The sequence below is a fragment of the Neptunomonas sp. ABH4_499 genome (genome assembly GCF_056160565.1).
Genome location: NZ_JBSWXK010000015.1, coordinates 52,565 through 71,023, shown reverse-complemented (window position 1 = coordinate 71,023; position 18,459 = coordinate 52,565). Strand labels below are relative to the sequence as shown.

21 protein-coding genes are annotated in these 18,459 nt (G+C 50.7%); 16 read left to right on the top strand and 5 right to left on the bottom strand.

Features of this window, described 5'->3' with window-relative positions:
* The first annotated feature begins 90 nt into the window (after positions 1–90).
* The 11 genes from ACXAF9_RS14960 to ACXAF9_RS14910 all read left to right on the top strand — a co-directional run bounded on the left by ACXAF9_RS14960 (position 91) and on the right by ACXAF9_RS14910 (position 10,263).
* Complete coding sequence (locus ACXAF9_RS14960) at positions 91–513, top strand: hypothetical protein (protein WP_475075495.1); 423 nt, start codon at positions 91–93, stop codon at positions 511–513.
* A 90-nt stretch (positions 514–603) separates the two neighbouring features.
* On the top strand, positions 604–1,194 hold the full coding sequence (locus ACXAF9_RS14955) for a hypothetical protein (protein WP_475075494.1): 591 nt from the start codon (positions 604–606) through the stop codon (positions 1,192–1,194).
* Positions 1,195–1,865: 671 nt separating this feature from the next.
* Entirely contained in the window at positions 1,866–2,288 is a 423-nt protein-coding gene (locus ACXAF9_RS14950) for a hypothetical protein (RefSeq protein WP_475075493.1), read from the top strand.
* A gap of 22 nt (positions 2,289–2,310) precedes the next feature.
* Positions 2,311–3,075, top strand: coding sequence for a hypothetical protein (locus tag ACXAF9_RS14945; RefSeq protein WP_475075492.1), 765 nt, complete (start codon positions 2,311–2,313; stop codon positions 3,073–3,075).
* 83 nt (positions 3,076–3,158) lie between these two features.
* Entirely contained in the window at positions 3,159–3,314 is a 156-nt protein-coding gene (locus ACXAF9_RS14940) for a hypothetical protein (protein ID WP_475075491.1), read from the top strand.
* A 91-nt stretch (positions 3,315–3,405) separates the two neighbouring features.
* Positions 3,406–4,242, top strand: a complete 837-nt coding sequence (locus ACXAF9_RS14935; protein WP_475075490.1) for a sulfurtransferase — start codon at positions 3,406–3,408, stop codon at positions 4,240–4,242.
* Between the two features lie 94 nt (positions 4,243–4,336).
* A complete protein-coding gene (locus tag ACXAF9_RS14930) occupies positions 4,337–5,314 on the top strand; it encodes a hypothetical protein (protein WP_475075489.1) in 978 nt (325 codons plus the stop codon).
* A 93-nt stretch (positions 5,315–5,407) separates the two neighbouring features.
* Positions 5,408–5,815, top strand: coding sequence for a hypothetical protein (locus ACXAF9_RS14925; protein WP_475075488.1), 408 nt, complete (start codon positions 5,408–5,410; stop codon positions 5,813–5,815).
* A 216-nt stretch (positions 5,816–6,031) separates the two neighbouring features.
* Positions 6,032–7,012: a TAXI family TRAP transporter solute-binding subunit gene (locus ACXAF9_RS14920; protein WP_475075497.1), complete on the top strand. Its 981-nt coding sequence runs from the start codon at positions 6,032–6,034 to the stop codon at positions 7,010–7,012.
* Positions 7,013–7,132: 120 nt separating this feature from the next.
* Positions 7,133–9,760: a TRAP transporter permease gene (locus ACXAF9_RS14915; protein ID WP_475075487.1), complete on the top strand. Its 2,628-nt coding sequence runs from the start codon at positions 7,133–7,135 to the stop codon at positions 9,758–9,760.
* Between the two features lie 59 nt (positions 9,761–9,819).
* Positions 9,820–10,263, top strand: coding sequence for a universal stress protein (locus ACXAF9_RS14910; protein ID WP_475075486.1), 444 nt, complete (start codon positions 9,820–9,822; stop codon positions 10,261–10,263).
* Between the two features lie 82 nt (positions 10,264–10,345).
* Here the strand turns inward: ACXAF9_RS14910 and ACXAF9_RS14905 are convergent, their stop codons facing one another.
* Entirely contained in the window at positions 10,346–11,248 is a 903-nt protein-coding gene (locus ACXAF9_RS14905) for a MurR/RpiR family transcriptional regulator (protein ID WP_475075485.1), read from the bottom strand.
* 169 nt (positions 11,249–11,417) lie between these two features.
* Between ACXAF9_RS14905 and ACXAF9_RS14900 the strand changes: the two genes are divergently transcribed.
* The 5 genes from ACXAF9_RS14900 to ACXAF9_RS14880 all read left to right on the top strand — a co-directional run bounded on the left by ACXAF9_RS14900 (position 11,418) and on the right by ACXAF9_RS14880 (position 14,641).
* Entirely contained in the window at positions 11,418–12,761 is a 1,344-nt protein-coding gene (locus ACXAF9_RS14900) for an aspartate aminotransferase family protein (RefSeq protein ID WP_475075484.1), read from the top strand.
* The gene (locus tag ACXAF9_RS14895) at positions 12,758–13,315 is read left to right on the top strand and encodes a carboxymuconolactone decarboxylase family protein (protein ID WP_475075483.1); all 558 of its coding nucleotides are present in this window, start codon (positions 12,758–12,760) and stop codon (positions 13,313–13,315) included. The genes ACXAF9_RS14900 and ACXAF9_RS14895 overlap by 4 nt, the downstream gene beginning before the upstream one ends.
* Positions 13,316–13,414: 99 nt before the next feature.
* On the top strand, positions 13,415–13,732 hold the full coding sequence (locus tag ACXAF9_RS14890) for a hypothetical protein (RefSeq protein WP_475075482.1): 318 nt from the start codon (positions 13,415–13,417) through the stop codon (positions 13,730–13,732).
* A 42-nt stretch (positions 13,733–13,774) separates the two neighbouring features.
* Entirely contained in the window at positions 13,775–14,458 is a 684-nt protein-coding gene (locus ACXAF9_RS14885) for a helix-turn-helix transcriptional regulator (protein ID WP_475075481.1), read from the top strand.
* Between the two features lie 27 nt (positions 14,459–14,485).
* Positions 14,486–14,641, top strand: coding sequence for an oxidoreductase-like domain-containing protein (locus ACXAF9_RS14880; protein ID WP_475075480.1), 156 nt, complete (start codon positions 14,486–14,488; stop codon positions 14,639–14,641).
* On the opposite strand, the gene ACXAF9_RS14875 is transcribed toward ACXAF9_RS14880, so the two are convergent.
* The 4 genes from ACXAF9_RS14875 to ACXAF9_RS14860 are packed head-to-tail and all read right to left on the bottom strand — an operon-like array spanning position 14,638 to position 18,450.
* The gene (locus ACXAF9_RS14875) at positions 14,638–15,447 is read right to left on the bottom strand and encodes an ABC transporter permease (protein WP_475075479.1); all 810 of its coding nucleotides are present in this window, start codon (positions 15,445–15,447) and stop codon (positions 14,638–14,640) included. The genes ACXAF9_RS14880 and ACXAF9_RS14875 overlap by 4 nt on opposite strands.
* The gene (locus ACXAF9_RS14870) at positions 15,444–16,187 is read right to left on the bottom strand and encodes an ABC transporter ATP-binding protein (RefSeq protein WP_475075478.1); all 744 of its coding nucleotides are present in this window, start codon (positions 16,185–16,187) and stop codon (positions 15,444–15,446) included. The genes ACXAF9_RS14875 and ACXAF9_RS14870 overlap by 4 nt, the downstream gene beginning before the upstream one ends.
* A 27-nt stretch (positions 16,188–16,214) precedes the next feature.
* Positions 16,215–17,189, bottom strand: coding sequence for a YVTN family beta-propeller repeat protein (locus tag ACXAF9_RS14865; protein ID WP_475075477.1), 975 nt, complete (start codon positions 17,187–17,189; stop codon positions 16,215–16,217).
* Between the two features lie 52 nt (positions 17,190–17,241).
* Positions 17,242–18,450 carry an ABC transporter substrate-binding protein gene (locus ACXAF9_RS14860; protein WP_475075476.1) on the bottom strand — a complete coding sequence of 403 codons (1,209 nt, stop codon included), beginning with the start codon at positions 18,448–18,450 and terminating at the stop codon, positions 17,242–17,244.
* Positions 18,451–18,459 lie beyond the last annotated feature (9 nt).

The following is an 18,459-nucleotide window of genomic DNA, read 5'->3' as shown; positions in this document are numbered from 1 at the left end:
CTGAAGGGCAAAAAAAGCGGGTTTTCCATATTCGAACCGCATTATAAACCACTATAAATCATACGGTTACGTTTTTTTCAGGGGCGACTAATGAAAGGTGCTGTGAAGCCAAACAAGGCTGTTAGTGATGCAGCAATTAAAGGGGCAACCTTTCTTAAAAACGGTGGTAGGGCCATTGTAGTTATCTCTATTTCAGCGACTGCTTACACCTTGCTAACAGCCCCAGAAGATAAACTTGAGCAAGTTATATATGAAGAAATCGGTGGTGTTGCAGGTGGTGCCGTCGGAGGCGGTTTAGGCGTTGGCCTGTGTATTGCTTTTGGGATAGCAACTTCTGGTTGGGGGCTTCTAGCTTGCGGTGTAGTTGGTGGTGGCGCAGGCGGCCTGTTGGGTGCAGAGGCCGGTAGCAAGGTATACCTTGTTAAAGATGAGTATATGAGAAACTCGACCATAGTTAATAATGGTGGATTTGAAGAATATAATCCAAGTAAATTTATGAGATCGCTGCCTTAGTGTTTTTTATAATGTTATTATCTTGATTTTTATTAGATTTTTTGAGTGAGATCTAGATCTTTTTCTGTTTTCATTGGTTAGGGAGTATTAATGAGGTTTATTGAAAAGTTATCTGTCGGAAAAGAAATCTTTGCAATGGTGGCTGCTGTTTGTGTTGCATTTTGGGCTGTCTATGGAACATGGGTTAAAAACGAGGAAAGAATTGCTGATTTACAAGTTATCGAATTGCAGCAAAGCACTGCTCTTCGGTCTAGTCTCCTGCCTAGTATGGCCGTGCAGCAGTATAAGCTTGATGACTCTTCTGTCGCCTTAGGGATAGAGATTACTTTGGAAAATATGGGAAATGAAGATGTTCGAGTTTTGCTTGATGAACGGGCAATCCTAGTTTCTAAAGTTAATTTTGTAAATAACGAACCTGAGTATAGTAGTCCAATGTATATAGGTGGCTCGAGATATCAGGGGGGTACAAAAATGACACTGCCATTTTTAGATGTTGGTGAACATGAAAAATATGATATTTCTTATATCTATAAGATAGATGAGCCCGGGATGTATTTGGTTAGGTTTTTAACTGAAATGCAAAGTGAAAGTGTTGAAAATAGAAGGTCTAAAAATTTTGGTGATAAATCTTTTATTAAATATAATACCGGTGTAGATAAGATTGTAAATGTGAAATTGTAAGCTTATTAGCTAGGTGAATCTTTTATGCTGGCTGCTGATGTTTTTATGTGAGTATTGGTAGCTAGTATAATGCTTTATTCCGTGGTTTGAGGTTAAATGATATTTTATTAAAAATTCATGTTTGGATGCGGGTTTATTAACTGAATTTCGCTTTTGTTAATTCGTGGGTTTTTTTCTGGTGGAGTACACGCATAATTCGGATAGCACCGACATCAACCCGATAGAAGGCGATCATTAAGTGACTCTTCTTTCTATTAAATCATTGCCTGCCCCGATTACGAACTCTAGCTTTGCGCTCTTCCATTTGAGATTTAGCCATTTGGTGCTCTACAAAAACAGACTTCCCTGAGTCGAGCTTTTCGAAGGCTAGGTTTACTTGTTCCGTTAGCCACGACTCGTGAGATAAGGTTTGCCGCTGTTGTTCGGCAAGCTGCTCGGTAAGCTCGCGGCAAGCCATGATTTGCTCCAATATTGGTGTGTGTACAAATGTTAGCACTGGTTTCTAAGGTGGGCAATTAGCATAGTAGAGTGCCCAGCCAGAGGTGCAGTGTTACATTGCCTGCAAGAAAGCTTTACTATTAAGCCGCAAAACCTAGGGAGATGTCTTAGCAATGGAAGCTTTGGCACCCACTGATAGGCCCACCCACTTTTTGATTTTTGTGTAAGGGATTATGAAAAAATTAATCACATTCTTGGGCTCGTTGTTTAAGACGCCAGCGGCTTCGGTCAGCGGTTTTTCCGTTGGGCAGGTTTGGCACTATCAAACAAGAGAGCACGAAGCAGGCTCCAAACTTACGGTTGTTCAAATCGATACATTGAGGGGTCATGAGATCATTCATATCAGCATTGAGGGCCTTCGAATTGCAAGTCGGCATGCCGCTTCGGGGTACAGCGAGAGCGTATCGCATCTGCCCATCAGTTCAACGGCCTTGAAGGCGAGCGTGACGCAGTTAAGTGCCAAAACGGATGATCTGCCAGATTACAAAGAAGGTTATCAAATATGGAGAGAGGCCTTCGATTCTGATGATGCAGGCTTTTTTACCATTCCGGTAGCGGAATGCGTTAGCTATATGGAACAAGCGATTAATCAGTAGATTGGATATTAGCAGGCCTCCCATGAAGCTAGAGTACAGAAACGACTACTGCGAAGATTTTCTTTGCGGTTATTACCGAGTGCACGACCTTGCTGATATCAGTGAGCTGATAAGTAAGGTGCAGACCTTACGCGAAGAAAATCCAAGCGCTCAGTTCATCATGACGTTAGATGATATTGGGCAGGCCTGTTACACCTCTATGCATGCGATCATGAGCTATGACTTGGATGAAGGTTCGTGGCTCTCCAGTGAAAGCATAGATCAATCATGGTTGGACGGCGACTATTTACGAGATGATCTAACGTTTGAGCAGCGGTTTTTCGTTCGAAAACTTGGCTTTAAACATGGGGTTTCTGACGTTCAGTTTGGCGATGTCTTCAAGAAGTTACTCTACCTTGATGACTCTTCCAAACAAGAGTTGATTAAAGCCAACAAAGAGCTGCTTTCCATCGTTGATCAAGAGTGTTACCTCCTTAAGGTTCCCGTTGAACACAGTTATGAGGCGATCTATTCATTTCCCAATGGCTATTTCAGCTGCGACCTTTCCCCGTTTGAAATCTACCGACTGGCAGAGCTCTTAGAAAAAGCATTCGGGCTCCATCTGTTTGGGATCGGGGCAAGCTATCTCTCATTCATAAAAGGCCCTGATTTTAAGACGCAGAAGGTAGATTCAATCTTGGCGCTTTTGGCAAAAATATACCTAAAAGAGGAAGACTCTGAATTCATCGACGAGATGCGCAACACCCTGATGGCAAGAGATCTGCTCGTCTTGCGCTATACCGAGTGATACTTGAACCTGCTTCCCATCAGAAACGCTTGAGAGGGCACCTCCAACGCTTTATCCTAGCAGCCCAATAACGAGGTTGAACCATGACAAAATTTGATGAAAAAGTGAACGAGCTGGTCGCTAAGCACCCGAACCTTTCAAAGGAAGAGGCGATCAAGATCGTTACTGAAAAAAACGAGCGTAAAAAAGCCAAGCGTAAAGAAAGAACCGAAAAAAAGGCTCAGAAGACCTCCTCATAAGGGACAGAGGCAGAAGCGAGCTTTTGCAATCAGACCCATGGGTAGTGGTATTGTGTCCCCTCGACTGTTATCAACCAAAGGAATGCACCGAATGACATCGCCACTTGTCACTACCGATTGGTTACACCAGCACCAAAACGACCCGAATCTGGTCGTGATCAAAGCAACTATTGGCAAAATCATCGGTAAAGAGCCCATCCTCTACGATGCGCCGGTGTTTATCCCCAACTCTATTGTTGTAGATATCGAGGAAGATCTAACCGATCTTACCTCTAGCAGCGTTCATGCGTTCCCTACTGAAGCTCAGTTTAATGCCGTCGCCACGCGCCTTGGCATCTTGGCAGGTCAAACCATCGTTATCTACGATGATCAGGGGATTTACGCTTCGCCGCGTATCTGGTGGATTTTTAAAACGTTTGGGGTCGAAAACGTGTTTATTCTGGATGGCGGTTTACCCAAATGGATGGCCGAGGGTAAAGAGACGACCAAAGATCCGATCACTCCAATTCCTAACGCTCTAGCGCCAAGCTATACCTTCCAAGAGAGCCTTGTGCGCAGTACAGAGTTTGTCTTAAACAACCTTGAATCGAAAGCGTTCATAGTGGCAGATGCACGTGCAGCAAACCGTTTTCAAGGCTTAGTTGAAGAGCCTAGGCTGGGGGTACGCAGCGGTCATATCCCGCACTCTGTTAATTTGCCCTTTGGCGAGGTACTCGATGGCGAGTGCTTCAAATCCAAAGCGGCGTTAAGCCAGTTGTTTGATGCCTTTAGTACCGACCCTCAACAACCTTATGTACTGTCCTGCGGGTCTGGCATTACGGGGTGCATTATCTTGGTGGCAGCACTGGTTGCGGGTCGGCCTAACGTCAGTCTCTATGATGGCTCGTGGTCGGAGTGGGGCTCGGACTGTTCTTTACCGATTGAGTAACGGCCACCGTCAAAAACTGGCCGATAAAAATCGAATGCACAGATCACTTCAATTAATGATCCCTTTCATTACCTAAGGAGAATGGGTTTTAGTCATGATCGTCCCTAAATATTGGTCAGAAAGTAAAGCCAGTGCGAGCGTCAATGGCCGCACCGTTACGTTAAAGCGTTTTGGTTGGTCGGATGTCAGTGAACAAGAGGCGGAGCAGCATGCGACATCACGTCTTGAAGAGGCGATTACTACCCTAAATGCAACGGGCGATGTGCGTAAAGTTGACCACAAAGTCGCCTATAACGGCGGTGAAGGGATTCCCATTCGTGAAGAGGTGATCTCGCAACATGGGGACAATGTGATCTCCCGAAATGCGTATGGCGCTTTGTGTTTGAATACCCCAGATGTGATGTTTGCCGATGTGGATATTCAAGAGCACTACCCCGCAAGCTTTGCGTTCGGGACCTTTTTGGTTCTGATGCTGATCGGCGCGGCTGCAAGTTGGTATTTATCCTCTTGGTTGATTATGGCTGTTGTGGTGTTGGTCAGCCTTGGTATCGGTAAAGCAAAAGCCTTGATGGCTGCTAAAGACGCTTTAAATGCACAAGAAAAAGAGGAGGCGCTGGCGATAGAGCGCTTTCAGCAGTTTTCGAAGACGAATCCTGAATGTCACTTACGTGTTTATAAAACAGCGAAGGGCTATCGAGTGCTCTTTATGGATCGCACTTATGACCCCTCCAGTGACGAAACCTTACAGCTTTTAGAAAGCTTACACTCCGACAAAGTGTACATTCAGATGTGCCGCAACCAACAGTGCTTCCGTGCGCGCTTAACGCCGAAACCTTGGCGAATTGATATGGAGCGCCTTCGCCCAAACCCAGGCATCTGGCCCATTGATCCGACGTTTTTAGAAAGCAGAGCGTTATGGGTAGAGCGATACGAAAAGCAGTCACAGGCCTATGCAACGTGCCACTTTATTGTTGAGCTTGGCTCTAAAAGGGTCGACCCCGATGCTGAGCGGGTTCGTAAACTCCACGATGATTTCTGTAAGGTGTACGATTCGGAATCTTCGTTAGCGTAAAATCGATTTAAACCATCCAAATACACATATCACAAGGAGTGTTATATGCCGTGTATTCTTAAGGACTTTTTATATACCGAGAACCAATAAGCGATGAACATTTGGCCAAAACTGCTTGCGGGGTTTATCACGCTGTTTTTAGGTGTAGCTGCGGCGGTGGTGACAGGTGGGTACTTCCTGATGAAGGATATGTGTGGGAGTGAAGTGTACCAAACGGTTTACTCGCCGGATCAGCGCTTTAAGGCGGTGGTATTTCAGTATGACTGCGGTGCGACCACAGGATTCAGCACTCAGATATCCATTTTAGAGGCGTCCGCCGTGTTGGAAAACGAGCCAGGCAATGTTCTGGGCGTGAACGGCCACCCGGATGAGATTGCGCCCAAGCTCAATTGGGTAGCGCCCGATCATCTGTCCGTTGAATTGCCGTCGGGTATAGCCGTGTACAAACAGCTGACCGAGTGGGGATGGTTTTCGGATCGGATCGAGATCACCTATCCATAGGCCAAAAACCGGTGTTTTACGCGGCGCAACCACGGTTGCAGCCCCTTATTATTGCAAGTATATTTGCGAGCTAAGTATTGCCAACTGTATTGATCTAAAAGTCAGGATTTACCCGTAAATGGGCTAAAACTGTATCTTTTTCAATACGTTTTGATTGCTGGCGATCACTACCTATAAGAAAAATTTGAAGACAGAGAACAAGGGATACCTATCATGATGAATCTGAAAAAAGTTTTCACTGCGCCGCTGTTAGCAACAGGAATGCTGCTGGCGTCTGCTGGTCAAACTGTATCAGCTGCAGAACAATCGTACGTTACCATCGGTACGGGCGGCCAAACAGGCGTGTATTACGTTGTTGGTCAGTCTATCTGTCGTTTGGTTAACCGCTCTCAAGAAACTCACGGTATCAAGTGTACTGCACCGTCTACGGGTGGTTCGGTTGCTAACTTGAATGCGATCCGTGAAGGCAGCCAAGACATGGGCGTTGCTCAGTCTGATTGGCAGTATCACGCGTACAACGGTACGTCTAAGTTTGAAGAGCAAGGCGCTAACAAAGATCTGCGTGCTGTGTTCTCTGTTCACCCAGAGCCATTCACCGTGGTTGCACGTGCTGATGCCGACATCAAATCGTTTGATGACCTGAAAGGTAAGCGCGTTAACGTAGGTAACCCAGGTTCCGGTCAGCGTGGCACGATGGAAGTCGTGATGGAAGCCAAAGGCTGGACAATGGATGACTTCAAACTGGCGTCTGAGCTGAAGCCAGCTGAGCAGGCTCAAGCACTGTGCGATAACAAAGTGGATGCCATCATCTACACCGTAGGTCACCCGAACGGTTCTATCCAAGAAGCGTCGTCATCTTGTGATTCCATCATGGTGCCTGTTGAAGGCGCTGAAATCGACAAGCTGGTTGCCGACAACGCGTACTACGCGAAAGCGACTATCCCAGGTGGTATGTACAAAGGTACTGACGCTGACACTACCACTTTCGGTGTAGGTGCAACTTTCGTTTCTTCTACTAAAGCGGACGAAGAAACCATCTACCAAGTGGTAAAAGCGGTATTTGATAACTTTGATCGCTTCAAGCGTCTGCACCCTGCGTTCGCGAACCTGAAGCCAGAAGATATGATCAAAAACAACCTGTCTGCTCCTTTGCATGACGGTGCTGTTCGTTACTACAAAGAACGCGGCTGGATGTAATATCCACCCCCGTGTTCAGGAAGGCGTTGGCGTTCTGCCAGCGCTTTCCGCGCTGTTCTTCCCGCCTAGGAGTGATTCGCTCCGACTTTTTTCGTTAATTTGTAAAGTTAGGATAGCCCGATGACTGGTGGTGCAACGAAAGATTCGACATCCCAAGATGAGGTGAACCTGCAGGAACTGGTCGACGCTACGGACAGTGGTGCGCGAACTCCCTCTGGACTGCAAAAAAAACTATTGCTGGGTGCGGCACTGTGCTGGTCGCTGTTTCAGCTTTGGATCGCCTCCCCTTTACCGTTTTATGATTGGCCACTGATTGGCAGCTTTGGTGTGTTTAACGACACCGAGGCGCGCTCGATCCACTTAGCGTTTGCGGTTTTCTTGGCCTTTATGGCCTATCCAGCCTTTGATAAGTCCCCGAAAGATCGGGTACCGGCCATCGATCTGATATTGGCCGTGGTGGGCGCGTTCTCGGCCGCTTATCTGTTTATTTTCTACACCTCGATTTCCGACCGCCCAGGTGCGCCGATCACACAAGATTTGATCGTTGCCTGCATCGGTGGCGTGTTACTGCTGGAAGCAACGCGTCGTGCGTTAGGGCCGCCTTTGGTGATTGTGGCGTTGGTGTTCTTGGTTTACACCTTTGCTGGTCCCTACATGCCGGACATCATCGCGCACAAAGGCGCGAACTTATCGCAAGTGGTCAACCACCAGTGGATCACCACCGAAGGCGTGTTTGGTATCGCCTTGGGCGTATCCACCGGGTTTGTTTTCTTGTTTGTACTGTTTGGTGCGCTGCTGGATAAAGCGGGTGCTGGTAACTACTTCATTAAAGTGGCGTTCTCGCTGCTTGGGCACATGCGCGGTGGTCCGGCCAAAGCGGCCGTTGTGTCATCGGGTATGACGGGGTTGATCTCAGGTTCCTCTATTGCCAACGTGGTCACCACAGGTACGTTCACAGTACCTATGATGAAACGTGTGGGTTTCTCGGCTGAAAAAGCGGGCGCGGTTGAAGTAGCGTCCTCGGTTAATGGCCAGATCATGCCGCCTGTAATGGGGGCAGCAGCCTTCTTGATGGTTGAATACGTGGGCCTCTCTTACGTCGAGGTCATCAAACACGCTTTCTTACCGGCGCTGATCTCGTACATCGCACTGGTGTACATCGTGCACCTTGAAGCGCTGAAACAAGGTATGCAAGGCCTGCCACGTCGCAGTGTTGCGAAACCTTGGTTATCGCGCATCGCAGGCATCTTACTGGGCTTCTTAGTGACGGCTGCCATTGCGATGGCGGTCTATTACGGCATCGGCTGGATAAAACCGGTGCTCGGTGATTGGGCAAGCCCTGTGATCGCAGTGGCCTTGTTTGTGATCTACGTTGCTTTAATCCGCTTTGCATCCCGCTATCCGGATTTGGAGCTGGACGATCCAGATTCCGAAGTCGTTGAACTACCCGAAGTAGGGCCGACAGTGAAGTCGGGCCTTCATTACATTCTGCCGGTCGTTGTGCTGGTCTGGTGTTTGATGGTCGAGCGTTTCTCGCCGGGTCTGTCGGCGTTTTGGGCAACGGTCTTGATGGTGGTGATTTTGCTGACGCAGCGTCCTATGTTTGCGCTGTTCCGTGGCGAAACCGACATTAAAACCCCAATCAAACAGGGCTTTGATCAGTTGATCGAGGGCTTGATTGCCGGTGCGCGTAACATGATCGGTATCGGTATTGCGACCGCAACGGCGGGCATCATCGTGGGTGCGGTTTCGCAAACCGGCGTAGGCTCGGTACTGGCGGATCTGGTTGAGGTACTTTCCTTCGGTAACATGATCTTGATGCTGATCCTGACCGCTATCCTGAGTTTGATCTTGGGCATGGGTCTTCCAACCACGGCGAACTACATCGTGGTGTCGTCCCTGTTGGCACCGGTCATTGTAACCTTGGGTCAAGAATCGGGCTTAATCGTACCTCTGATCGCTGTGCACTTGTTCGTGTTCTACTTCGGCATCATGGCCGATGTAACACCACCGGTGGGCTTGGCGTCGTTCGCGGCGGCCGCGGTATCTGGTGGTGATCCGATCCGTACCGGTTTTACCGCGTTCTTCTACAGCTTGCGTACGGCGGTGTTGCCATTCTTGTTTATCTTCAACACGGATCTGTTGTTGATTAATGTGGATGTGTGGCATGCGATCTTCGTATTTGTGATCTCGACCATCGGTATCTTGCTGTTTACAGCGGCAACTCAAGGTTACTTCTTGGCGCGCAGCCGTATTCACGAAACCGTCTTGCTGTTAGTGATCGCCTTCTCCTTGTTCCGCCCAGGGTTCTGGATGGACATGATCTCTGAGCCATACCAGTCGTATTCGGGTACAGCCTTGATGCAAGGTGAGCTGGATATTCCAGATGGCAGTCAAGTGCGTTTGCATATCGACGGTGAAGATGAGATCGGCAACCCGCGTGAGTTTGTGACCTTGCTGACGTTAGGCAGCGGTGCAACCACTCAGGAGCGTCTCAGCGATGCTGGCCTTGAACTGTACGACAGCAATGGCAAAACGCTGGTTGATGCAGTGGGCTTTAGCAGCACTGCCGAGAAAGCCGGTTTGATGTTCGACCAAGTGATCGAGACGGTTGAAGTCCCACAAGACCAACCACCGAAAGAGCTGATCTTTATTCCGGCTCTGTTGTTGCTGGTACCTGTGGTGATGATGCAGCGTCGTCGTCGCGATTCTGAATCAAAAGGTGCCGCTCAAAAGGCGCAGGCGTAAGCCTGCCCTTTGGGCGTATCAGAGGCAGATGCTGGCCAAAGGCCGGCCAAGGAAAGACCATGTTTAAAAACATTCTGATCCCCGTGGACCTTGAGGACACAGGCTTTGCACTGCAAGCGATTGAAGTGGCCCTGCGTGAGCTGGATAACCAAGCGGGTAAACTGCACTTGTTAGCGGTGATCCCAGGCTTTACCTCGCCGTTAGTGGCGTCCTTTTTTGATCAGGCGTCGATTGATCAGGCTCACAAGGCCGTTGATCAACGATTATCGGAATTTGCCAGTGAAGCGGTGCCAAGTGTTGTGCCGTGCGATTTGGCGGTGAAGCAAGGTCAGGCGGCGGACACCATCATTGAGCATGCCAAAGAAACCGATGTGGATCTGATCATCATGGCGGCCCATCATCGTGGTCTTTTGGATCATGCCCTTTTAGGGTCGGTCTCCTCCCGTGTGGTGGAACGTGCCGAGTGTTCCGTCACTGTGCTGCGTCAGTGGTCTAAGGACTGATCTTCGCATCTACGACGGATTAAGAGTCCATCAACACACTATGGCGTTGGCTGCAGTGTGTTTATCTATCAAACTGAGGACATTAGTTCAGCGGTGCTAACTCGCTGATCAAAGCCTCTCGGCGGCGTAGAGAGTCCACCGCCTTATCCCCTAGCTTTCGAGCGGTTTCGCTCAACAATGCCTCGCTTAAGACAAAAAAGCCCGCCATCGAGTTACTGTAAAAAATGCTTTGGCTCGGTACCGTAAAGGTATGGGTCGCAATGCGTGCCAGTGGTGAAGTGGTCGAATCGGTGAGTGCGATCACCTTAACACCATGCGCGATGGCGATTTCAGCGGCGCGAATCACGCTTGAGGTATAGGGAAAGCAGCTCGATACCACTAATAGATCCCCAGATTCGAGGGGGCTTAAAGCATCGGCTAAGCCTTGTGCACCCGGATTTAACGGGGCAACTTCGCTTCGGATCATGCCAAGGCCATACGCCAAAAAGTAACTCAGTGCATAGAACTGACGCATCCCAAAGACCCTAACCCGTGGTGCTTGTGCTAATAGCTCGGTGGCTTGATGAAACGTCGCACCGTCCGTGTTTTCAACCATACCGGTGATGTTGCTGTGCTCTTGGCGGCTTAAGCGCATCAACAGATCCAGCTCTGGGTTGGTGGTGGCGTTTAACGCGCTGGCTTGGTCGCTGTAAAAGTGGCTACCGCCATCGGTCAGCTCATTTCGAAACAATTCCTGAAGTCCGCCAAAACCGCTAAACCCCAATCGCTGCGCAAGACGGGACAGGGTCGATGGGTTTACGTCGTACCGTTCGGCAAGCTCGGTAATGGACGCCAGTGCGCTCGGACCCGATTGCTCCAGCATCAACGCCAGTACCCGTCGAGACTGCGCACCTAAACGAATCGGTGCGGTACCGCTTTCGAGATCGATCAGCAGTTGTCGTAATGATTCAAGGTTGATGGGCACAGGCAATTTGCGTGCGGTCATAAGCTACATCCGGCAAGGTGATGAAAAACAAGCAAAAGAGTTTGCCACATCAAACCCCAAGAGGATAGATGCAAATAAATTTGCAATTATTGGTATGCAAGTGGGTTTGCATGATCTATATTTGGCAAATAATTTTGCAATCAGTGCTGTTCAGCAAGGAAACACCACCATGTCGCGCGTTTTTCATCGCAACCTAAATCAATCGTACCCAATCGCTGTTGCTGGCGATGGCCCGTACATCATCGACAGCGAAGGCCGCCGTTATTTGGATGCCAGCGGTGGTGCGGCCGTGTCCTGCTTGGGACACAGCGCCCAGTCAGTGATCGCGGCGATTCAAGATCAGGTAGACACCTTGGCTTATGCGCATACCTCCTTCTTTACGACCGAGCCTATGGAGCAACTGGCGGAGTTTCTGATTGAGCGCGCGTCCAAGGGGCTGGAATCGGTCTATTTTGTATCGGGCGGTTCGGAGGCGGTGGAAGCGGCGCTGAAACTGGCGCGTCAGTACTTTACCGAGATTGGTGAGCCGCAGCGTCGTCATCTGATTGCCAGAAAGCAAAGTTATCATGGCAACACATTAGGCGCGCTGGCCGCTGGGGGAAACCTGTGGCGACGGGCGCAGTTCGAACCGCTGTTATCAAGCGTAAGCCATCTGACGCCCTGTTATGCGTATCGGGAACAAGCCGAAGGCGAAACCGATGATGCATTTACGACGCGTCTTGCCAACGAGCTGGAGGATGAGATTCTTCGCCTTGGCGCGGATGAAGTGATGGCCTTCATAGCCGAGCCTGTTGTGGGGGCAACACTCGGCGCAGTACCGCCTGTGCATGGGTATTTTAAGAAGATACGTAATGTGTGTGACCGTTACGGCGTACTTCTCATTCTGGATGAGGTGATGTGCGGTATGGGCCGCACCGGAACCCTGTTCGCGGCCGAGCAAGAGGGGATCAGTCCTGACCTTACCACCATTGCGAAAGGCCTTGGGGCGGGTTATCAGCCGATTGGCGCGACCTTGGTCAGCGGCAAAATTTACGAGGCGATTGCTAATGGCAGTGGCTTTTTCCAGCACGGTCATACCTACATCGGCCATGCGACCGCTTGCGCTGCGGCCTTAGCGGTGCAGCACACCATTGAAGAGCGTCAACTATTGGCGCGTGTAAACCAGCTGGGTAAGTCCTTAATGGCCCGCTTGCACGACCGCTTTGGTGAACACCCCTACATTGGCGATATTCGGGGTCGCGGGTTATTCCAAGGCTTGGAGCTTGTGCAAAACCGCGCTGATAAAACACCTTTTGAGCCATCGTTAAAACTCAATGCCTTGATCAAGAAGGCCGCGATGGCCGAAGGCTTGATGTGCTACCCGATGGGCGGCACGGTCGATGGTCGCGTGGGAGATCACATCCTGTTGGCACCGCCTTTTATTTTGGAAGAAAAACACTTGGATGAGCTTGTGGATAAACTCGATAAAGCGATCAATACCGAGATTCACTCTGTGACCGGAGGTGCGGTATGAAATCCCGCTTAACCGACTTAACCCGCGATGAGATGACGCAAGATCAGCAGCGGGTGCTGGATGCGATTTTGAGTGGCCCGCGCGGTAATTTGGATGGGCCTTTTCTGGCGTGGATTCACAGCCCAGATCTCGCTGATCGGGCCCAAGAGCTGGGCGCGTTTTGCCGCTACCACACTCAGATGCCCTTAAAGCTCTCAGAGTTGGCTATTTTGGTGACCGCCGCGTGGTGGCAATCCCAAGCGGAGTGGCAAATTCACGAGCCCATCGCACGGGCGGCGGGGCTGGATGATCACATTATCGAAGCGCTGAAGTGCGGCGAGACACCTAAGTTTACGGAGCTGGCCGAGCAATATGTTTATCACATTGGTCGCGAGTTGTATGAAACACGCCGAGTCAGCCAAGCCACCTACGATAATGCCGTTAACGCCTTTGGTGAGTCGGCCGTGGTGGAGCTGATAGGTATCTTTGGTTACTACGCGCTGGTGGCCATGACGCTTAATGTGTTCGAGGTGCGCCGTGATACCAGCGCCCCGTTACCCTTTAACGAGCCATAACACTACTGACAGAAACTGACACTCCCCATTGTTACTCTTTTGCCATCGGGTACGCGGTGTACCCGCTAACACAAAGCCGGATGGCTAAAGGAGTGCACAATGAACAGCTTTGTTACTATTTACGAGTTTGATGCAAAAGCCGGTGTAACGGATCAAGACATGCGCGCGTGTGAACCCGCGCTGGATCGCTTTTTGAAAGCTCAGCCTGGGTTTATGTACCGATCCTTGATAAAAAAGGCGTCAGGCCAATGGATTGATCTGTACTATTGGAGAGACGAAGCCAGTGCAGAGGCGATCTCCCAACCCTTTATGGAGAGCGAGGCCGGTCAGTCCTTTTTAGCGCTGATCGATCTACCGTCGACCACGGTGACCAAAAGCATTGTGCTCAGCGAGAGCATTGGCCCTGAGTGCGGCTAAGAAGAGCGATTAACAGCGTGCAGTTAAGATAGACAATGGACAATGAATAAGACGGAACGCCTGCTCACACTGACGACCCTGTTATCCAGCCGCCGTACCCGCATAACGGCGGCTGAGTTGGCCGATAGGCTCAATGTATCGGTGCGCACCGTTTACCGAGATATTCAGTCCTTAATCCTCTCTGGCGTCCCGATAGAAGGGGAGGCCGGAGTGGGCTATTTGATGGGGAAAGGCGCCACGCTACCGCCTTTGATGTTCACGCTGGATGAACTCGAAACCCTGATACTTGGCGCGCGCATGGTAAAAGCCTTTGGTGGCGAAACGCAGGAGCGTGCGGCCGAATCCGCGCTTGAAAAAGTGCACGCCGTTTTGCCGGATAAATACCAGTACCATCAAGAGTGGGAATCCCCGTGGTGGATTGTGCCGCCCTCGATCAGTCCTGTGCAAAAGTCCCCACACTCGGATGCGCTTCGAACCGCAATCAAGGGTTTTCAAAAGGTCGAAATCGGTTACACCACCCCCGATGCGAATAAAACCACACGGGTGATCTGGCCGCTGGGCTTAGTCTTTTTAGGTAATGTGTGGATGTTGGTGAGCTGGTGCGAACTGCGAAGGGAGTACCGCTGCTTCCGGTTGGATCGGATCAACCACCTTACTCCGACCACCGATACCTTTGCTGTGACTCCGACCATCAACCTACAGACGTATCTGGATACGGTTTGCTAAACTAAGTGCATAACTGTGAGGTGATGTATGCAAGACAAACCAACGCCACCGGGTGAATACGACTGCTGCGAAAGTGCCTGCGAGCCCTGCGTGTGGGATACCTACTACGAAGAGATGAACCAATGGCGCGAGGCGCAAAAAGCCGCCGAGGCCAAAGAGGCGGAATCTTCCGATAAGGCTTAGCCGCGACCACCGCGTTGCGGCTTAAAGCCGGTTACGGCAAAGCAAGAGAACACCAAGGTTGTTGCGGCGGTGATCAGCAATGATTCGGTATCCAGCTTTAGGTACAGCGCATGGCGCACCAGCTCAACAGCATGGGAAAAGGGGTTCACCGAGCAGATCCAATATAGCCACTCGCTTGCCTCTTGCATCTTCCATAGCGGATACAGAGCCGACGATAAGAAAAACATCGGGAAGATCACAAAGTTCATGACCCCGGCAAAATTCTCCAATTGTTTGATCTTAGAGGAGATAAATAAGCCAATAGCCCCCAGCATTAAGGCCACGAGCACCAAAGCAGGGAGTACCGCCAGATACCCCATTAAGGGCGGCTCTACCTCCACCAGCAGCGCGATCGCTAAAAAAGCGTATACCTGCAGTAAAGATACAATGGCGATCGAAAAGAGCTTACACAGCAACAGGTACCAGCGCGGTAATGGACTCATCAACAGCACGCGCATGCTGCCCATCTCCCGGTCGTAGACCATCGACAATGAGCTTTGCATCCCGTTAAAGAGCAAAATCATGCAACACAGCCCAGGGGCGATGTAGACCTCGTAAGTGATGTAGGTTTCGTAGGGCTCTATGATCGCAATGCCTAAGGCGGCCCGAAACCCTGCGGCAAACACCACCAGCCACAACAGCGGGCGGATCAGTGCACTGAAAAAGCGGGTACGCTGCTGGATAAAGCGCAAGTACTCTCGGCTTAACACTCCAAAGAAGCAGTGAGCGTAGGCACTAAGCCCTAAAGGTTTAAGAGGCTGAGTCATGCGGCCTCCGGTGGGCGAGTGCGGGTTAAGGCTTTAAATGCATCAGCCAGTGTTGTTTGTTGGCTTAGGGAGAGGAGATCCTCCCCTGTGCCTTTTGAGAGCAGCTTGCCTTGGTTCAGTAATAGCACACGGTCTTGGGGTTGGATCTCTTCGATCAGATGTGTGGCCCAAAGGACCGTAAGATTGTCGCTTTCGCACAATGAGCGCACATGTTCATTTAACGAGGCGCGCGAGTGCGGGTCTAAGCCGGTGGATGGCTCATCGAGCAGCAGTACATCGGGTGTGTGTAACAGGGCTCGGGCGATCTCCACTCGGCGGCGGTGTCCGCCATTAAGCGCACGGACTTTATCTTTTGCGCGCTCGGTCAGGCTCATTCGTTCTAATTCACGCTCGATGGCCGGCTGCGCTTCGCGGCGAGAATAACCGTGCAAGGCGGCGTGGTAATAAAGGTTTTGAGCGACGGTCAGATCCAAATCCAAAGTGCTTTGCTGAAACACAACCCCCAAGCGTTGCATGACGCTTGCTGGTGCCCGTTTAAGATCATCCCCTTGGATCGAAATCTCACCGCTCTGCAGCGAGTACAAACGGGTCAATAATGAGAAGAGCGTGGTTTTACCCGCGCCATTAGGGCCTAATAGCGCGCAAAACTGAGCATCGGGTAGATCAAACGAGATACCCTCCAGCGCTTTTTTCGGTACGCCTGGATAGTGAAAATCAACCTGATCAACCCGTATGCTCATAGCTCTCCTTTCGGTGTTTACGCCAACTTATTTGTACTTAACCGCGATGCCCCAAGGGTAGCGACCGACCTTAATGGTTTTAATCGCTTTCATCTTATCGACATCCACGACAGTCACATCACCACTGATGCCGTTGGTGGTCAGCAGGAGCGATTCGTCCGAGTTAAAGTCCATGTGCCACACACGACGGCCAACAAGGATGTAATCGATCACCTCGTAGGTTTTCGCATCAATCACCGCCAAGTGGTTGGATGGCCCCAATGCGACAAACGCGTATTTGCCATCATCGGTCAGCTTAACACCAACGGGTTGGACTTTATCCGGGTGCACGCCTTTGATCTCAAAGCTGATCTTTTGGATGATCTTGCGGGTGCTGACATCGATGACCGATACCGTACCACCGATCTCGGAGCTGGCCCAAAGAATCGAATCATCTTTGTTAAACTCAACGTGGCGCGGACGCTGATCCACCAAAGTGTTGTCGAACAACTCCATGGTTTCAGTATTGATCCAGTGCACCATGTTGGTGGTTTCACTGGTGTTCACCGCGATTTTACCGTTATGGCTCACGGCCATCCCTTCAGGCTCGACGCCTACCTCGATTTGAGCCAGTACCTCATCGGTTTCGGTATCAACAATGGTCGCGATCGCATCGTCTTCGTTGGCGATGTACAGGTGGCGATCGTTCGGGTGCAGGGCAAACTGCTCCGGGTCTTCACCCGATGGCAGGTTTTTGATGATCTTATGCGTGGCTGCATCCATCACCTGCACGGTGTCGGAGTCGGAGGCGCAGATGTAGATCTTGGATTGATCGTGCGAGAGGATCAGTCCGCGTGGTCGCTCGCCCACCTCGATGGTGTCGGTCACCTCAAAGGTGTCCAAGTCGATCACCGATAAGGTGTTGTCCTTTTCGTTGGAGACGTAAGCCACTTCGGCAAACGCCATGGATGAGCTCAGTAAGAGCGCCTGAGCGAGGGCATGTTTTACAAAACGGTGTTTCATCACAGCATCCTGTTTGTGTGTCAGAGCACTGACGTTTTTATTATTGATCAGTTTAGAAACTTTCTAGGATCTTGCATTGGCTTTCGGGTGCGTCAAAGCCGAGCGTATCGAGTTCCGATTTAGGGTGTAGGAAACCCTCTTGCGGCGATTGCGATACGAGAGAGCGTGGGTGCACCAACGGAACAGGCTGGCGCATCTGGCCGCTCCAAGCGCGGTAATCCAGCTTGCGCCCTTTGAATCCGGCCAACTCAAACTCATCGCTTGCGATAAAGTGTTTCAGGGTTTTAATGTCATCGCTGTTGGTACGAGAGACCGCTTCCGATACAGTGCGTACACCTGCCCACGCCGCGTAATCTTCATCGTTCATCCAGCGTCCTGAAAGCTTCTCGAAACGGCTTTGTAACTGCGCGGCGCCCCACTGCTCGACAACACGGTGCCAGGTCACAGGGGTTAAGCCTTGTGTGCCGACCACTGGGCGTGGGTACCAGGTGTTGTACAAAACGTATTCGCCAAAGTCGCCACGCTCATCAGCGACCACGACCACATCGTACTCATCGGTCTGGGTAAAGAGCGGCATCTCGCTTTGGGCTGTGCGGCGCAGGTCCGTATCAAACGACCAATCTTTTTCTGCAACGATTTTGTGGCCGTAGCGTTTGGCGGCGCGCTTAAGTGCGCTGGCGTAGGCTTTATCATCGTTTGTTGGGCCGGTGATCAAAAGCCAACGGGTTAAGCGGCGGTATTTCAGCCACTGACCTAAAGCATCGGTCAACATGGCGCGGCTAGGTAAGGTATGCAGTGTGTTGGCCGGGCACAGTTCGGTACGAAGCGCATCGTCCTTACTGCCTGCATTTAGGATCAACACATCCTCGGGCAGCGCTTGGCTGATCGACATCAGGGTGCTGGCCGGTGCGTTGACGACAAACGCGCGGATCGATTGATCAGCGTATAAGGCCTTGGCGTGCTCGATAAGTGCAGCGCCATCTTCGTCGATCACTTCGGTTAATTGGTACTTTTGCTTTAAGAAGCGCCCGGTTGTGTTGCTGTCCTTAATCCCAAGCTCTGCACCTCTAAGCCCCGCATCTTCAGGTGTCGGCAGTATGTTGGATAACACCGGGCCTTGATCAACCGGCTGCCCTAGGTAGGCAATGTTGATGTTTAATTCGGCCATGGCTTGGCTTGCGAAACCGCTAGCCGTGATGGCAAGGACGGTAGCGGCCGTGGTAAGCCAAGTGCGTGCATGGCGCAGGTTTATCTGATTCATAAGGCAGCG

What these genes read in the sequence shown, in the direction of transcription:
- ACXAF9_RS14960 (WP_475075495.1), top strand. Translation starts at nt 91, where the DNA reads ATGAAAGGTGCTGTGAAGCCAAACAAGGCTGTTAGTGATGCAGCAATT.
- ACXAF9_RS14955 (WP_475075494.1), top strand. Translation starts at nt 604, where the DNA reads ATGAGGTTTATTGAAAAGTTATCTGTCGGAAAAGAAATCTTTGCAATG.
- ACXAF9_RS14950 (WP_475075493.1), top strand. Translation starts at nt 1,866, where the DNA reads ATGAAAAAATTAATCACATTCTTGGGCTCGTTGTTTAAGACGCCAGCG.
- ACXAF9_RS14945 (WP_475075492.1), top strand. Translation starts at nt 2,311, where the DNA reads ATGAAGCTAGAGTACAGAAACGACTACTGCGAAGATTTTCTTTGCGGT.
- ACXAF9_RS14940 (WP_475075491.1), top strand. Translation starts at nt 3,159, where the DNA reads ATGACAAAATTTGATGAAAAAGTGAACGAGCTGGTCGCTAAGCACCCG.
- ACXAF9_RS14935 (WP_475075490.1), top strand. Translation starts at nt 3,406, where the DNA reads ATGACATCGCCACTTGTCACTACCGATTGGTTACACCAGCACCAAAAC.
- ACXAF9_RS14930 (WP_475075489.1), top strand. Translation starts at nt 4,337, where the DNA reads ATGATCGTCCCTAAATATTGGTCAGAAAGTAAAGCCAGTGCGAGCGTC.
- ACXAF9_RS14925 (WP_475075488.1), top strand. Translation starts at nt 5,408, where the DNA reads ATGAACATTTGGCCAAAACTGCTTGCGGGGTTTATCACGCTGTTTTTA.
- ACXAF9_RS14920 (WP_475075497.1), top strand. Translation starts at nt 6,032, where the DNA reads ATGAATCTGAAAAAAGTTTTCACTGCGCCGCTGTTAGCAACAGGAATG.
- ACXAF9_RS14915 (WP_475075487.1), top strand. Translation starts at nt 7,133, where the DNA reads ATGACTGGTGGTGCAACGAAAGATTCGACATCCCAAGATGAGGTGAAC.
- ACXAF9_RS14910 (WP_475075486.1), top strand. Translation starts at nt 9,820, where the DNA reads ATGTTTAAAAACATTCTGATCCCCGTGGACCTTGAGGACACAGGCTTT.
- ACXAF9_RS14905 (WP_475075485.1), bottom strand. Translation starts at nt 11,248, where the DNA reads ATGACCGCACGCAAATTGCCTGTGCCCATCAACCTTGAATCATTACGA.
- ACXAF9_RS14900 (WP_475075484.1), top strand. Translation starts at nt 11,418, where the DNA reads ATGTCGCGCGTTTTTCATCGCAACCTAAATCAATCGTACCCAATCGCT.
- ACXAF9_RS14895 (WP_475075483.1), top strand. Translation starts at nt 12,758, where the DNA reads ATGAAATCCCGCTTAACCGACTTAACCCGCGATGAGATGACGCAAGAT.
- ACXAF9_RS14890 (WP_475075482.1), top strand. Translation starts at nt 13,415, where the DNA reads ATGAACAGCTTTGTTACTATTTACGAGTTTGATGCAAAAGCCGGTGTA.
- ACXAF9_RS14885 (WP_475075481.1), top strand. Translation starts at nt 13,775, where the DNA reads ATGAATAAGACGGAACGCCTGCTCACACTGACGACCCTGTTATCCAGC.
- ACXAF9_RS14880 (WP_475075480.1), top strand. Translation starts at nt 14,486, where the DNA reads ATGCAAGACAAACCAACGCCACCGGGTGAATACGACTGCTGCGAAAGT.
- ACXAF9_RS14875 (WP_475075479.1), bottom strand. Translation starts at nt 15,447, where the DNA reads ATGACTCAGCCTCTTAAACCTTTAGGGCTTAGTGCCTACGCTCACTGC.
- ACXAF9_RS14870 (WP_475075478.1), bottom strand. Translation starts at nt 16,187, where the DNA reads ATGAGCATACGGGTTGATCAGGTTGATTTTCACTATCCAGGCGTACCG.
- ACXAF9_RS14865 (WP_475075477.1), bottom strand. Translation starts at nt 17,189, where the DNA reads ATGAAACACCGTTTTGTAAAACATGCCCTCGCTCAGGCGCTCTTACTG.
- ACXAF9_RS14860 (WP_475075476.1), bottom strand. Translation starts at nt 18,450, where the DNA reads ATGAATCAGATAAACCTGCGCCATGCACGCACTTGGCTTACCACGGCC.